The organism is Burkholderia sp. ZZQ-2, from assembly GCF_050768715.1.
Taxonomy (GTDB): domain Bacteria; phylum Pseudomonadota; class Gammaproteobacteria; order Burkholderiales; family Burkholderiaceae; genus Burkholderia; species Burkholderia cepacia.
This window is the reverse complement of sequence record NZ_LDVA01000138.1, coordinates 1-14,481: the sequence shown is the minus strand read 5'-3', so window position 1 is coordinate 14,481 and position 14,481 is coordinate 1. Positions and strand designations below refer to the sequence as shown.

Below are 14,481 nucleotides of genomic sequence, written 5' to 3'. Positions count from 1 at the left end.
GCCGCGTGCGCGCATGTCTTGCGCGAGCTGCAGCAGGCCGGCCTGCTCGGGCCCCGGCGGGGCGAACACGAGCAGCGGATAGTCGCGGTCGATCAGCTCCATCGGGCCGTGACGGACTTCGGCGCTCGAGAACGCCTCGGCCTGGATACCGGAGGTTTCCTTCAGCTTCAGCGCGGCTTCCTGCGCGATCGCGAGGCCCAGGCCGCGGCCGATCACGATCATCCGCTCGACCCCCGCCAGCGCGGCGACGGCCTGCGACCAGTCGAGCCGGCCGGCCTGCGCGAGCACGTCGGGCAGGCCGCGCAATGCGGTCATCAGCGCGGCGTCGCGCTGCCAGTACGCGACGATCTGCGCGGACAGCGACAGCATCGCGATATAGCTCTTCGTCGCGGCGACCGACAATTCGGGGCCGGCGAGCAGCGGCAACTGGTGCTCGCACGCGTCGGCGAGCGGCGACGGCAGCACGTTCACGGCCGCGACGGTGCGCGCGCCGGCTTCGCGCAGCGCGGCCATCGTGTTGACGAGATCGGGGCTCTTGCCCGACTGGGAGAAGGCGATCGCGAGCTGGTCCTGCACCTTCAGCGGCGCCTGCTGCAGCGTGGCGACCGACATCGGCAGCGACGCGACCGGCACGCCGAGGCGGCTCATCGTCAGGCTCGCGAAATAGCTCGCGGCGTGATCCGAGCTGCCGCGCGCGACCGTCAGCGCGACGGCCGGCGGGTGATCGAGCAATTGGCCGGCGAGCGCTTCGACGCGCGTGGTGTCGGCGATCTGCGCGGCGACGACCTGGGCGGACTCGCGCGCTTCCTTAAGCATATTCGACAATCGATTCTCCTTCGACGTAGGTCGCGGTGAGGTTCAGGTCGCGATCGAACACCGCGAGGTCGGCCCATGCGCCGCGCTCGAGGCGGCCGCGATCGGCAATGCCGAGGTAGTCGGCCGCATAACGCGACATCCGGTTCGACACATCGGCGATCGGCAGGCCGAGCGACACGAGGTTGCGCAGCGCCTGGTCCATCGTCAGCGTGCTGCCGGCGAGCGTGCCGTCGGCGAGACGCACGCCGCCGAGGCACTTCGTCACGTGCTGGCTGCCGAGCCGGTATTCGCCGTCGGGCATGCCCGTTGCGGACGTGCTGTCGGTCACGACGTACAGGCGCGGGATCGCGCGCAGCGCCGCACGAATCGCGCCCGGGTGCACGTGCAGCAGATCGGGAATGATTTCCGCGTATTCGGCATGAGCAAGCGCCGCGCCCACCAGGCCGGGGTTGCGGTGATGCAGCGGCGACATCGCGTTGAACAGGTGCGTGAAGCCGCACGCGCCGTGCTTGAGCGCGGCCACCGCGTCGTCGTAGGTCGCGAGCGAATGGCCGAGCTGCACGCGCACACCGCGCGCGGCCATCTCGCCGATGATCTCGATGTGGCCGGCGATTTCCGGCGCGAGCGTGACGACGCGGATCGGCGCGATCGACAGGTACTTCAGCACTTCGTCGAGCACGGCCGAGACGGCCGCGTCGGGCTGCGCGCCGAGCTTGCCGGGGTTGATGTACGGGCCTTCGAGGTGCACGCCGAGCACGCGCGCGCCGCCCGGCGTGCGGGTACGCGCGACGCTGCCGAGATTGCCGACGACTTTCATCAGTTCGTCGCGCGGCGCGGTCATCGTCGTCGCGAGCAGGCTCGTCGTGCCGAATTGCGCGTGCGTGCGGGCGATCGTCTCGATCGCGTCGCCGCCTTCCATCACGTCGGCGCCGCCGCCGCCGTGCACGTGCAGGTCGATGAAGCCGGGCAGGATGTAAGGCGCGTCGTTCTTCGCGGGATCGACGGGCGTGCCGTCGAGTGTCGTGATGCGGCCGTTCTCGCTATCGAGCGAACCGTGAATCCAGCCGTCGGGGGTAAGGATGTTTCCAGTCAGCATGACGTTCTCTTGATGATCTGGTGACGCGGGTATCCGCGTCGTGATTTGCAATTCCGTGTCGTTGCTTCACGGCTGTCGCACGCGGGCGAGTCTCGCGCGTCAGCGTTTCAGTTCGGCGACGAAGTCGTAGTAGTCGTCGCGGCAATACGTTTCGCTCACTTCGATCGCGCGCTGGTCGGCACCGTAGCCGATCCGCGTGATCACCAGCAGCGCCGAGCCCGGCTTCACCGCCATCCATTTCGCGATCGCGTGGGTCGCGTTCGCCGCGCGAAAGTGCTGCAGCGCGCGCACGACAGTCATCCCGCGCGCGTCGAGGTATTCGTACAGCGACGCACCGAGCGCCTGCGGATCGGGCACCACCGCGGCCGGCAGCGTCGAGTGCTCGACCGCCATCACGATGCCGTCCGCGCGGCGCAGCCGTTCGAGCCGCGCCACCGTCGCGCCGGGGGCGAGGCCGAGATGCGTGATCTCGTCGCGGCTCGCGGCGCGCAGCGTGCGCGACAGCCACACCGAATCGGGCACGAAGCCGCGCTGCTTCATCTTCGCGGTGAAGCCGACGAGGCGCGACAGCGGATCGGCGACGCGCGGCGTGATGAAGCTGCCCGCCCCGCGCGCCCGCTTGATCAGCCCCTGCTCGACCAGCAGCGCGAGTGCGCGACGGGCCGTGATCCGCGATACACCGACCGACACCGACAGCAGCCGCTCCGACGGCAGAGCCTCGCCGGCCCGCCACGCGCCGGCGTGGATCGCGCTCGCCAGGTTGCGGGCGAGCTGCAGATAGAGCGGCGTATCGCTGAGGGGATCGGGCGCCAGTTCGGACCAGCCGGTTTCCATGTGCCTCCGGGTGTCGGACGACGACCTCGGGCCGTCGAAAGTGAGGGCATTATATAACCACCATAATACCAGTCAACGAACTGGTATTAGCGACGCGGAAATCGCCGAAAGCCTTGCCCGGCAAGCGTTTTAGTAGCGAGAAAGCCTTTGTTTACAACGCGATGCGGGATAGGGATTTACCCGGATTGGTATGCAAGGGGACAGTTCAAGCGCCGGATTTGCCGGGTTTGGAGGGATGGAAACGATACCGGAATAGAACCAGTTTGGCCGACTGGTATGCATCGGCGTCGGGGTGCCGGTACGGCGGGGACACGTGGACCGGCCGGTACCGGAAAGGCCGCGGGCACACACCATGCGATCGCGGACGGGACGAACGTTTACCGCAGCCGACTCTCGCGCGGTCGTCCGCCGGCTCGAGATCCGCATCCGGCACGACCGTGATGCCCGAAGGCCCTGCCCTACTCGGCCGTCCTTTTCCACGAGCGGAACAGATCCAGCAGCGCACGGCATGGCGTCGACGTCGCCCCGCCCCGTCGCCACACCGCGCCGACGTCCATCGTCGGCACGGTCACGCTGAGATTGCGGCGGCTGATCCGGTTGCCTTCCAGGGACCAGGGCCGGTACACGAGGTCCGAGAGGATGGTCACCCCGTGCCCGAGCGCGACGAGGCTTCTCACGGCCTCGATCGATTTGCTCTGCATCCAGACGTTCGGCGTGATCCCGTAGCTTCCCCAGTACTTGCCGACGGTTCGCAGGTGCTCGTCCATGTCCAGCAGCAGATAGTTCTCGCGCGCGACGTCTTCGAGGGTGACGCGACGGGCGTCCTGCAGCGGATGATCCGGATGGGTCCACAACCGGCGCGGCGAACGAAGAATCGTCTCGTATTTCAGGTCGTCGACTTCCGCGGTGTTCGACACCAGCAGCAGCGCAATATCGAGGCGATCGTCGGCCAGCATCTCCTCGATTGCTTCGCGTTCGTTTTCGACGATGCTCACGCCCAGGTTGCCGAACCGCCGCGAAATGGCGGACATCAGCGACGGCATCAGATACGCCGAGATGGTTTCGGTCATCCCGATACGGACATGCCCCGAGATCTGCTCGGGGTCCTCCTGCGCGGCTGAAACGGCGCGGTCGATGGACATCGTCGCGTGCTGCACATGACGCAGGAATCGCTCGCCGGCCGGTGTCAGACGGACGCCTTTCGCATGACGCAGAAGCAGCGTGACGCCGACCGAATCCTCGAGTTTCCTCAATGCGATCGTCATCGACGATTGAGACACCGAACAGAGATTGGCCGACTTCGAAATTTGCCCCGTATCGGCAACGGAGACGAAGTATTCGATCTGGCGCAGGGTGATGTGCGTGTTCACGGGAAAGGATCCGGGAAGTGCGGGCAGCGCAGGATCAGCGTTGCCCCGAAGGGGCGGACGGTACGTCGGATCGACGGCCGAGGTATTGATTCAATATATATCGGACCATCGAAAGGATGAATTTGTCATGGCTGCCTCCGCTTCCTAGCATAGTCGCAAACATGACGTGGACGATGCGAACCGATGGAGACGCAGGAAAAGAAAGGCTATTGCACGTTGTGCCGGTCGCGCTGCGGCACGGTCAACGTCGTGCGCGGCGACACGATGATCAAGGTCCGCCCCGACGACACGCATCCGACCGGCCACGCGATGTGCATGAAGGGAAAGGCCGCGCCCGAACTCGTACATCATCCGAATCGGGTGTTGCATCCCATGCGGCGCACGCGCCCGAAGAATGCCGCCGACCCCGGCTGGCAGCGCATCGGCTGGGATGAAGCGCTCTCCGAGATCGCGGAACGTCTTGCTCATTTCAAACGGGAAAACGGTGCCGAGTCGGTCGCGTTTGGCGTCACCACGCCAAGCGGAACGCCGATGAGCGACAGCATCGACTGGGTCGAGCGATTCGTCTGGTCATTCGGGAGCCCGAACATCTGCTACGCGACCGAGATCTGCAACTGGCACAAGGACAGCGCGCATGCCTTTACGTTCGGCTGCGGCATTCCAGCCGCGGATTACCGGAATGCCGAACTCATCGTGCTGTGGGGAAACAATCCCGCCAACACCTGGCTGGCGCAGGCCGACGCCATCGCGAAGGGCCGCCGCAACGGGGCCAGGCTGATCGTCGTCGATCCGCGGCCGACCGCACTCGCACGCGAGGCCGATCTGTGGCTGCGCGTGAATCCCGGGACGGACGGCGCGCTCGCGATGGCGATCGCACGGCAGATGATCGCGACCGGCAACGTCGACGATGCGTTCGTCCGGGAATGGACGAACGGCCCATTGCTCGTGCGTGCCGACACCGGACGGTTTCTGCGCGAGCGCGACATCGACGGCGATGCGCCGGGCAACCGGTACGTGCTCTGGAACGCGACGCTCGACCGGCTGGAACTGGCCGGAGAGGAAACCGCGACCCGACCTTCCGATCTGTCGATGGCCGGCGTCCGCCATGTGGCGGTCCGGGATTCGGCCGGGCACAACATGCACGTGGCATGCACACCGGCCTTCGACCTCTATTCGGCGGCGCTCGCCCCCTTTACGCCGGAACATGCGGCGGCGATCACCGGGGTCGACGCAGCCGACATCGTCGAAGCCGCCCGAATGCTGCGGCCGCATCAGGCAATCGCCTATCACGCGTGGTCGGGTGTCGGCATGCACACCAACGCCACCCAGACCGAGCGCGCGATTGCGACGCTGTATGCGTTGACGGGTGCGTTCGACACGCGCGGCTCGAATCGGGAATGGACGAAGCAGCCGGCCAACCCGGTCAGCAGCTACGCGATGCTGAACCCGCAGCAACGCGCAAAAGCGCTCGGCCTCGCGGATCGGCCGCTCGGCCCGCCGTCGCAAGGCTGGGTCACGGCGCGCGACGTCTATCGCGCCATCCTCGACGGCGAGCCCTACCGCGTCCGTGCGCTGGTCGCGTTCGGTACGAACATGGTGCTGTCCCAGGCGGATGGCGGCGTCGCGCACGACGCGCTCTGCGCGCTCGACTTTCATGTTCACTGCGATCTCTTCGAAACACCGTCGTCACGCTATGCGGACATCCTGCTGCCCGTGAACACACCGTGGGAACGGGAAGGCCTGCGTCTCGGCTTCGAGATCGACGAGCGCGCGGTCGAACTCGTGCAGCTCAGGCAGCGCATGGTGCCGCCGAGAGGAGAGAGCCGCGCGGACTACGACATCGTCTTCGACCTCGCCGTGCGACTCGGCATGCAGGACACATTCTTCGGCGGCAGCATCGAGGCGGGATGGAATCACGTGCTCGAACCGCTCGGGCTGGACGTTGCGTCGCTGCGCGCCCATCCGGAAGGCATCGTCAGGCCGTTGCCTCAAAACGAGCGGCAGTACGCGGCGGCGACACCCGACGGTGTGCGTGGTTTCAACACGGAGACGCGGCGGGTCGAACTGTACTCCGAGAAACTGCATCGTCACGGCTACCCGCCCGTTCCGCGGTACGTACCGCCGCAGCACGGCGAAGATGCGCGGGCGGACAATCGCCGTCGCTTCCCCTGTACGTTGACCTCGATGAAGAACGGGTACTACTGCCACAGCCAGCATCGCGGCCTGCCAAGCCTGCGTCGCCGCGCGCCGTACCCGGTGGCGGAACTCAATGACGAACGGGCGGCGGAACACGGCATCGTCGACGGCGACTGGTGCCTGATCGAAACGACGAACGGCTCGGCACGCTTCAAGGCACGCGTCGTCCCGGAACTCGCCCGCGACGTGATCGTGGCCGAATACGGCTGGTGGCAAGCCTGCGACGAGGTCGGCCAGGATGCGCTCCCGGTGGACGGGCACGACAACAGCAATTTCAACCGCCTCGTCTCGGCGACGAAACTCGATCCGGTCAGCGGATCGTCGCCGCTGCGTTCCGTGCGTTGCCGCATCAGGCTCGACCCGTCGGTCGATGCGTCGCGCCGGTCGTGGAAAGGCCTGCGGGATTTTGTCGTATCCGCCATGCACGAAGAAGCGAGCGGCGTGCGAACCGTCACGTTTCGCGCTGCGGACGGCGGCGCACTGCCGGACTATCTGCCCGGCCAGCACGTGAGCTTGCATGTCCCGTCGCTCGGCGACGGCGGGACGACGCGCGCCTATTCGCTGACGGGCGCCGCCCGCGAAGACGATCGCCGCACGTACTCCATCTCGGTACGCCACCAGAAAGGCCGGACCCGCGACGGCACGGCGTTCGAAGGCGCGATGTCGTCGTACATCCACGGCACGCTCAAGGTCGGCGACTCCGTGTTGCTCGGTGCGCCCGGCGGGACGTTCGTCGTGCCGCCGGCGTCGCGGCAGCCGGTCGTGATGTTCGCCGGCGGCATCGGCATCACGCCCTTCATCTCGTACCTGGAATCGATCCGGGACCAGGCGGACCGCGCGCCGGAGTCGAGACTCTTCTATGCAAACCTGAACAGCACGACCCACGCGTTCCGCGAACGCATCGAGACATTGAAGCGGCGGCTGCCGACGCTCGAGGTCGTCAACTGCTACAACCAGCCGCACGACGAAACGCCGGGACACGACTATCAGATGCTCGGCTACCTGTCGGCCGACGTGGTCGACGACGACCTGATCCGGCGGCGCGCGCGTTTTTTTCTGTGCGGCCCCGAACCGATGATGCAGGCGATTGCGTCGGGACTGATCGAGCGCGGCGTACCGCCGTTCGACATCTTCAAGGAGGCGTTCAGGTCGCCGTCCAGGCCGACGCCCGACCCGTCGAAGCAATACGCGGTGCAGTTCGCGCGATCGCGTCGCACGGCCACCTGGACAGCTCGCGACGGCAGCCTGCTGTCGTTCGCGGAACGTCTCGGCATCGCATTGCCGAGCGGTTGCCGGGTCGGGCAATGCGAGAGCTGCGCGGTCAAGGTCATGTCGGGCGAAGTCACGCATTTGAGCGGGCATGGACCGGACGAACCGGACATGTGCCTCGCCTGCCAGGCCATTCCGGCCACCGACGTCAGCATCGACGCATAACCCCCGTTCGAGGAAAGGTTCACCATGAAATTTTTCGACGCCGTCGCGACACGCGACGCACTGGATTTCGAATCGCTGGTCGCACGCCTGCGACAGGCGTTCATCGACGGCTGCCACGTCCCGCTTCGCCACGCGCACACACTCCATGCCGACGGCGAAGACGAAGGCACGGTGCTCATCATGCCCGCGTGGGAAGACAACGGCTACCTGGGCATCAAGACGGTCAACATCTTCCCGGGCAATGCGAGACACGGCCTGCCCGGACTGCACTCGACCTACGTGCTCTATGACGGGCGGACAGGCCAGCCGCTTGCGCAGCTGGACGGAAACGAAATCACGTCGCGCCGCACCGCGGCTGCGTCTGCGCTGGCCGCGACCTATCTGGCCCGCCCGGATGCGTCGCGCCTCGTGCTGATGGGGGCCGGCCGGGTCGGCAGCCTGGTTCCGCCCGCCTATCGCAGCCAGTTGCCGATCTCGGTCGTCGAGGTCTGGGACAGGGATCGCGACGCGGTTGCACGACTGGTCGACGGGCTGACCCGGCTCGGTTTCGATGCCTCACCCGTCACGAACCTCGAGGCAAGCATCCGTCGCGCGGACGTCGTCACCTGCGCGACGCTTGCGACGGAACCAATTGTCCGCGGCGCGTGGCTCGCACCGGGGTCGCACCTGGACCTGATCGGCAGCTTTACGCCGCGCATGCGCGAAGCCGACGACGATTGCTTCCGGCAGGCGGAGATTTATGTCGATACGGACGAGGCACCGCAGAAATCGGGCGACCTTCTGGGTCCGCTCGCGCGCAACGTCATTGCGCCCGACCGCCTGAACCGGACACTGACGGCGCTGTGCCGGGGCGAAGCACAGGGGCGGACGAACGACAGCCAGCGCACCGTGTTCAAGGCGGTCGGCACCGCACTCGAGGATCTGGCCGCGGCCGTTCAAATAGTTGAAAAGACAAACTGAAGCCGTGACGGGCAAGGAGATCGAAATGAAAGAGCTGATGGACGTACAGGACTGCGACGCGCCGGCGGTCGACCGTGAACGCATGCTGGAGCGGATGGCCGCGGGCATGGCACGCTGGTCGGAAAAGTGGTTCCCGGACGCCTATATCTTCGCCGCGCTCGCCGTGGTGATCGTGGCGGTGGGCGCACTGGCAGCCGGTGCGCCGGTCACGCGGGTCGGCATTGCGTTCGGCGATGGCTTCTGGAGTCTTATCCCGTTCACGATGCAGATGGCGATCGTCGCCATCTCGGGCTATGTCGTCGCGGTGTCGCCGCCCGCGTCGAGGCTGATCGATGCGCTCGCGCGCCTGCCGTCGTCCGGGCGCGCATCGGTAACGTTCGTTGCGCTCGTCAGTATCGTCGCATCGCTGTTCAACTGGGCGATCAGCCTGATCTTCAGCGGCCTTCTGGTCCGTGCGCTGGCCCGCCGCACCGATCTGCGCATGGATTACCGGGCAGCGGGCGCGGCGGCCTATCTCGGGATGGGTGCGACGTGGGCGCTGGGATTGAGTTCATCCGCCTCGCAATTGCAGGCAAATCCGGACAGCCTGCCCAAGGCGCTGCTGGCCATCTCCGGCGTCATACCCTTCACCGAGACGATCTTTCTCCCGCAGTCGATGCTGATGGCCGCCGTGCTGACCGGCGCGTCGCTGCTGATCGCGTATCTGTCCGCGCCCAACGACGCACGGGCGAAAATCGCGGCGGAGCTGGGCATTCATCTCGACGAAAGCCATGCCACGCTCGCACGTCCGACCCGCCCGGGGGACTGGCTCGAGTACAGTCCGCTCGTCACCATTGCCATCGTGGCGATCGGCGCGATCTGGGCCTGGCACGAGTTCACGACGAAGAATCCGCTGATCGCGATCTCGAATCTGAACACGTACAACTTTCTGTTCCTGCTGCTGGGCATGCTGCTGAACTGGCGGCCGAGACGATTCCTCAATGCCGTCGCGCGTTCGGTGCCGTCTGTTGCGGGTGTGCTGATCCAGTTTCCGCTGTACGGCGGGATCGCCTACATCCTGACAAAGGCGGCGGCGCCCGCCGGCCTGCCGCTCTCCGATCACCTCGCCCATTTCTTCGTTGCGATGTCGTCGCATGCGTCGTTTCCCGCAGTGATGGGCGTGTATTCGGCCGTGCTCGGGTTCTTCGTGCCGTCCGGCGGCGGCAAGTGGATCATCGAGGCGCCGTACGTCATCGAGGCGGCGAAACTGCTGCAGGTTCATCTGGGCTGGGCCGTGACGGTCTACAACGCTGCCGAGGCGTTGCCGAACCTGATCAACCCGTTCTGGATGCTGCCGCTACTCGGGGTGCTCGGGTTGCGTGCCCGCGACATTGTCGGTTTCACGTTCACGCAACTGGCGGTTCACCTGCCGCTCGTGATCTTCATGCTCTGGGCGCTCGCGGGCACACTCGCCTACCATCCGCCCGTCATGCCGTAACACGCGACGCGTTCACGGCATCGCGACGATCGATCGGCTTCACGCCCGTCGTGCCGCGCGCGGTGCACCTGGCATCAGTGGAACTCGCGGCTCGACGTGCGCAGGCCGCCGAGCAGCGGCGTCAGATCCTCGAAATGCTGCGCGACGAGGTGCCTCACGTCGCTCGCGACCTGCCACACGCCGGACACGGCGAGCAGCCGCGAATCGAGGGTTTCGCGGCGCTGCCGCGCGAGCAGCTCGGGCCGGACGATCAGGTTCACGCAGCCGGTTTCGTCCTCGAGCGTCATGAACATCACGCCTTTCGCGGTGCCCGGCATCTGCCGCGCGGTCACGAGCCCGCACGCGCGCGCGAGCCGGCCGTCGGGGCGGTCGTGCAATTCGGCCGCGGACGACAGCCGCCGCGCGCGCAGCTCGGGCCGCAGCAGCGCGACGGGGTGACGGTTCAGCGTGAGGCCGGTGGTGTGATAGTCGGCGAGGATGTCGTCGGCCTCCGACGGCGCGCCGAGTGCCGGCTTCTCCACTTCGTCGATCGGTGCGGTCGCGAGCAGGTCACGCTCGGGTGCCGCTGCAACCGCTTGCCACAGCGCGTCGCGACGATGGCCGGCGAGGGTCGCGAGCGCGTTCGCGGCGGCGAGCGCCTCGAGATCGCGGCGCTCGAGCTGCGCGCGACGCGCGAGAGTGTCGACGTTGTCGAAGGGGCCCGCCGCGCGTGCGGCTTCGATCCTGCGGACAGCGGCTTCTCCCAGACCGCTCACGAGCGACAGCCCGAGCCGGACGGCCGGCTGTCCGTGCGGAGGCGGCTGGCCGGGCAGCGCTTCGAGCGATGCCTCCCAGCCGCTTTGCGTGACGTCGATCGGCAGGACCTGCACGCCGTGACGCTTCGCGTCCTGCACGAGTTGCGACGGCGGATAGAAACCCATCGGCTGGCTGTTCAGCAATGCGGCGAGGAAGATCGCCGGTTCGTGGCATTTGAGCCAGCTGCTGGCGTAGGCGAGCTTCGCGAAGCTCGCCGCGTGGCTCTCGGGGAAACCGTAATCGCCGAAGCCCTTGATCTGCTCGAAGATCTGTTCGGCGAACTCGGGCGGGTAATCGCGCTCGCGCATCCCGTCGACGATCTTGCCGTGATATTGCTCCAGATTGCCCTTGCGCTTCCACGCGGCCATCGCGCGACGCAACTGGTCGGCCTCACCGGCCGTGAAGCCGGCCGCGATCATCGCGATCTGCATCACCTGTTCCTGGAAGATCGGCACGCCGTACGTCCGTTCGAGGGCGGGCTTCAGGTCCTCCTTTGGATAACTGACCTTTTCGATGCCCTGGCGTCGTTTCAGATAAGGGTGCACTGCCCCGCCCTGGATCGGCCCCGGCCGCACGATCGCCACCTCGATCACCAGGTCGTAATAAGTGCGCGGCCGCAGGCGCGGCAGCATCGACATCTGCGCGCGCGATTCGATCTGGAACACGCCGACCGTGTCGGCGCGGCAGATCATGTCGTAAGTTGCGTCGTCATCCTTCGGAATGTGCTTCAACGTGAACGGCTTGCCGTCTGCCTTCGGCGGGCCTCGCCATGCGGTGCGCATGTCGAACGCGCGATGCAGCGCCGACAGCATGCCGAGCGCGAGCACGTCGACTTTCATCAGCCCGAGCGCTTCGAGATCGTCCTTGTCCCACTGGATCACGCGCCGCCCGTCCATCGCCGCGTTCTCGACCGGCACGAGCCGCGTGAGCTTGCCGCGGCTGATCACGAAGCCGCCCGAGTGCTGCGACAGATGGCGCGGGAAGTTCAGCAGCCGCGCGGCGAGCCGGGCCCACGCCTGGATGAGCGGCGTCTCGGGATCGAGCCCGGTCGTCGAGAATTGCTGCAGCAGGTCGCGACTGCCGTCGAACCAGCGATGCGCTTTCGCGACGCGATCGACCAGCACCGGATCGACACCGAGCGCCTTGCCGGTCTCGCGCAGCACGCCGCGCGGGCGATAGGTCGATACGGCGGCCGCCAGTGCGGCGCGATCGTGCCCGTACTTCTCGTAGATATGCTGGATCACTTCTTCCCGACGCTGATGCTCGAAATCGACGTCGATATCGGGCGGCTCGCCGCGCTCCGCGCTGATGAAGCGCTCGAACAGCATCGTGCTCTGATCGGGATCGACCTCGGTAATGCCGAGGCAATAGCAGACCACCGAGTTCGCCGCCGAGCCGCGCCCCTGGCACAGGATGTTCTGACTGCGCGCGAATTTGACGATGTCGTAGACGGTCAGGAAGAACGGCTCGTATTTCAGTTTCGCGATCAGGGCGAGTTCATACCGGATCTGCCTGGCTACTTTCTCCGGCACACCATTCCAGTAACGCCGGGCCACACCCGCCCAGGTCTCCTGCTTCAGGTAGCTCGTCGGCGTATGCCCGCGCGGGACGAGTTCGAGCGGATATTCATACTTCAGGTCATCGAGGGAGAAATTGCAGCCGTCGAGCATCGCGCACGTTTCCGCGATCTCTTCCGGCGAAAACAGCTTCCCGATCCGCCCGCGCGCACGCAGATGCTGCTCCGCATTCGGCGCGAGCGCATAACCGCATTCCGCGACAGGCATCCCGACACGAATCGCCGTCATCACGTCCTGCAGTTCCTTGCACGAGCGCCGGTGCATCGTCACGTCGCCGAGTGCGACGATGCGCACGCCGCGCCGCTCGCCGGCCGCACGAATCTCCTCGCGTTGCGCACCGTCCAGCGCGCGCTGCAACTGCACGAGCCCGAGCCGTGCACGCTCGCCGAACGTCGCGCGAAACCACGCGACCTGTGCATCGAGCACGTCCGCCCGCACCGGGTACGCGGGCACGAGAATCGCGAAGCAGTCGGGCATGCCGCGCAGGTGTGCGAATGCCTCGGGCGGCCTCGACAGCATGTGCGACGTCAGCGTGTAAGTCCCCTTCGGCGCTTCCATCCGCCGCCACGAAATCAGCTCGGACAGGTTGCCGTAGCCTTCCCGATTCTGCGCGAGCAGCACGAGCCCGAAGGCGCCGGGGCCCGGATCGTGGCCCGGTGCGACTTCATCCGGTGTGACTTCGAAGTACGAACCGATGACGAGCGGCAACCCTTTCGCCTTCGCCGCGACGTGCATGCGCGGTGCGCCGGCGAGCGAGCATTCGTCGGTGATCGCGATCCCGCGATAGCCGAGTTCCGCCGCACGCTCGACCAGTTCTTCCGCATGCGACGCGCCATGCAGGAACGAAAAGTTCGAACGGCAGAACAACTCCGCGTAATCGGGCAGCCAGCTGAATTCCGCAACCATGACCGTTCACCCGAACAGGCCGTGCAGGAACCAGCGCGGCTCGGCCTCGCTCGCTGCCCGCTCCTTGAACACCCAGTAGCACGCACCGGTTTCGTCCTGCGCGACGTGGTAATCGCGTGCGGCGAGCTGGCCATCGAACCACCCGGCCTCGATCCGTTCCACCGACGACATCATCCTGAGCGGCGTATGAAATACCGGCCGCTCCCCCCGCATCAACAGCGGCAGCGGCTCGTCCAGCAACCACGCGGGCCTCGGCGGCACGGCCGGCGGCCCGCCGGCCGGCTTGCCGGCCTGCGCATCGAGCGGCAGCCAGCGGTTCGCGGCCTCGGGCCGGTGATCGGCGACGGGTGCCGCGCGCAGCACGTTCTCCGCGCCGAGCCGGGCGACCAGCAGCTCGAACAGCCGCGCGCGCGTCTCTTTCGTGCCGCCCGGCTCGGGGAAAAGATCGTCGGCCGGCGGCGCGACCGATTCGACGCGCGTGGCCTTCAGACGCACCGCAATCACCGCGGCCGGCAACTCGACGCGCGCGAGCCGCTCGCCGAGCAGCCGCATGAAGTGCGTCTCGTCGCGCACGGGTGCGGCGAACGCGAGTTCGAGCGGCGTCGGCGGCACGGCCTGGCGGCCGCGCTCGTGTTCGAGATCGAACGTCATCGCGGCCAGCGACAGCTGCCGCGCGGCCAGCCAGCCGCACAGCTGCACGACGAGCCACCGCGCGGCGAACAGCACGGCTTCCGCGTATTCGACGCGCTCCGGCAATTCGAGCCGCACGTCGAACACGGGCGGCACCGCCATCCATGCGAGCGGCTCGACCGCATCGCCGTACGCGCGATCGAGTGCGGCCAGCAACGCGGGACCGCAGCGGCGCTGCAGCCCCGCGCGCGGCAGGTTGCGCAGGTCGGCGAGCGTGCGGCAGCCGAGGCCGTCGAACCAGCCCGCATACGGACGCGCATCGGGCAGCAGCACGCACGGCAGCCTGTCGAGCGAACGCACGAGCGACACCTGGCCGGCGACGCGGCGCCG

At 67.0% G+C, this 14,481-nt stretch carries 9 protein-coding genes; 3 read left to right on the top strand and 6 right to left on the bottom strand.

Annotated features, from left to right (window positions below; translation table 11 throughout):
- From ABY44_RS08435 to ABY44_RS08420, 4 genes are all read right to left on the bottom strand, one after another.
- On the bottom strand, positions 1–816 hold an 816-nt coding region (locus ABY44_RS08435), incomplete at its 3' end, for an SIS domain-containing protein (RefSeq protein ID WP_431641102.1).
- Positions 809–1,912 carry an N-acetylglucosamine-6-phosphate deacetylase gene (nagA, locus tag ABY44_RS08430; protein ID WP_059695054.1) on the bottom strand — a complete coding sequence of 368 codons (1,104 nt, stop codon included), beginning with the start codon at positions 1,910–1,912 and terminating at the stop codon, positions 809–811. The genes ABY44_RS08435 and nagA, both read right to left, overlap by 8 nt.
- Positions 1,913–2,011: 99 nt before the next feature.
- Positions 2,012–2,746 carry a GntR family transcriptional regulator gene (locus ABY44_RS08425; RefSeq protein WP_027789079.1) on the bottom strand — a complete coding sequence of 245 codons (735 nt, stop codon included), beginning with the start codon at positions 2,744–2,746 and terminating at the stop codon, positions 2,012–2,014.
- Positions 2,747–3,204: 458 nt separating this feature from the next.
- Positions 3,205–4,116, bottom strand: a complete 912-nt coding sequence (locus ABY44_RS08420) for a LysR family transcriptional regulator (RefSeq protein WP_027789078.1) — start codon at positions 4,114–4,116, stop codon at positions 3,205–3,207.
- A 183-nt stretch (positions 4,117–4,299) separates the two neighbouring features.
- Between ABY44_RS08420 and ABY44_RS08415 the strand changes: the two genes are divergently transcribed.
- From ABY44_RS08415 to ABY44_RS08405, 3 genes are read left to right on the top strand one after another with little or no spacing between them, the layout of a single operon-like run.
- A complete protein-coding gene (locus ABY44_RS08415) occupies positions 4,300–7,746 on the top strand; it encodes a molybdopterin-dependent oxidoreductase (protein ID WP_060171887.1) in 3,447 nt (1,148 codons plus the stop codon).
- A 24-nt stretch (positions 7,747–7,770) separates the two neighbouring features.
- On the top strand, positions 7,771–8,706 hold the full coding sequence (locus tag ABY44_RS08410) for an ornithine cyclodeaminase family protein (protein ID WP_060171889.1): 936 nt from the start codon (positions 7,771–7,773) through the stop codon (positions 8,704–8,706).
- Positions 8,707–8,731: 25 nt separating this feature from the next.
- Complete coding sequence (locus ABY44_RS08405) at positions 8,732–10,183, top strand: short-chain fatty acid transporter (RefSeq protein WP_060171985.1); 1,452 nt, start codon at positions 8,732–8,734, stop codon at positions 10,181–10,183.
- 74 nt (positions 10,184–10,257) lie between these two features.
- On the opposite strand, the gene ABY44_RS08400 is transcribed toward ABY44_RS08405, so the two are convergent.
- Together ABY44_RS08400 and ABY44_RS08395 are read right to left on the bottom strand one after the other, a co-directional pair.
- Entirely contained in the window at positions 10,258–13,461 is a 3,204-nt protein-coding gene (locus tag ABY44_RS08400) for an error-prone DNA polymerase (protein WP_060171891.1), read from the bottom strand.
- A gap of 6 nt (positions 13,462–13,467) precedes the next feature.
- Positions 13,468–14,481: Y-family DNA polymerase (locus ABY44_RS08395; protein WP_431641100.1), on the bottom strand; the 1,014-nt coding region annotated here is incomplete at its 5' end.

Coding starts and splice junctions, on each gene's coding strand:
- ABY44_RS08400 (WP_060171891.1), bottom strand. CDS start 13,461: ATGGTTGCGGAATTCAGCTGGCTGCCCGATTACGCGGAGTTGTTCTGC.
- nagA (WP_059695054.1), bottom strand. CDS start 1,912: ATGCTGACTGGAAACATCCTTACCCCCGACGGCTGGATTCACGGTTCG.
- ABY44_RS08405 (WP_060171985.1), top strand. CDS start 8,732: ATGAAAGAGCTGATGGACGTACAGGACTGCGACGCGCCGGCGGTCGAC.
- ABY44_RS08415 (WP_060171887.1), top strand. CDS start 4,300: ATGGAGACGCAGGAAAAGAAAGGCTATTGCACGTTGTGCCGGTCGCGC.
- ABY44_RS08425 (WP_027789079.1), bottom strand. CDS start 2,746: ATGGAAACCGGCTGGTCCGAACTGGCGCCCGATCCCCTCAGCGATACG.
- ABY44_RS08410 (WP_060171889.1), top strand. CDS start 7,771: ATGAAATTTTTCGACGCCGTCGCGACACGCGACGCACTGGATTTCGAA.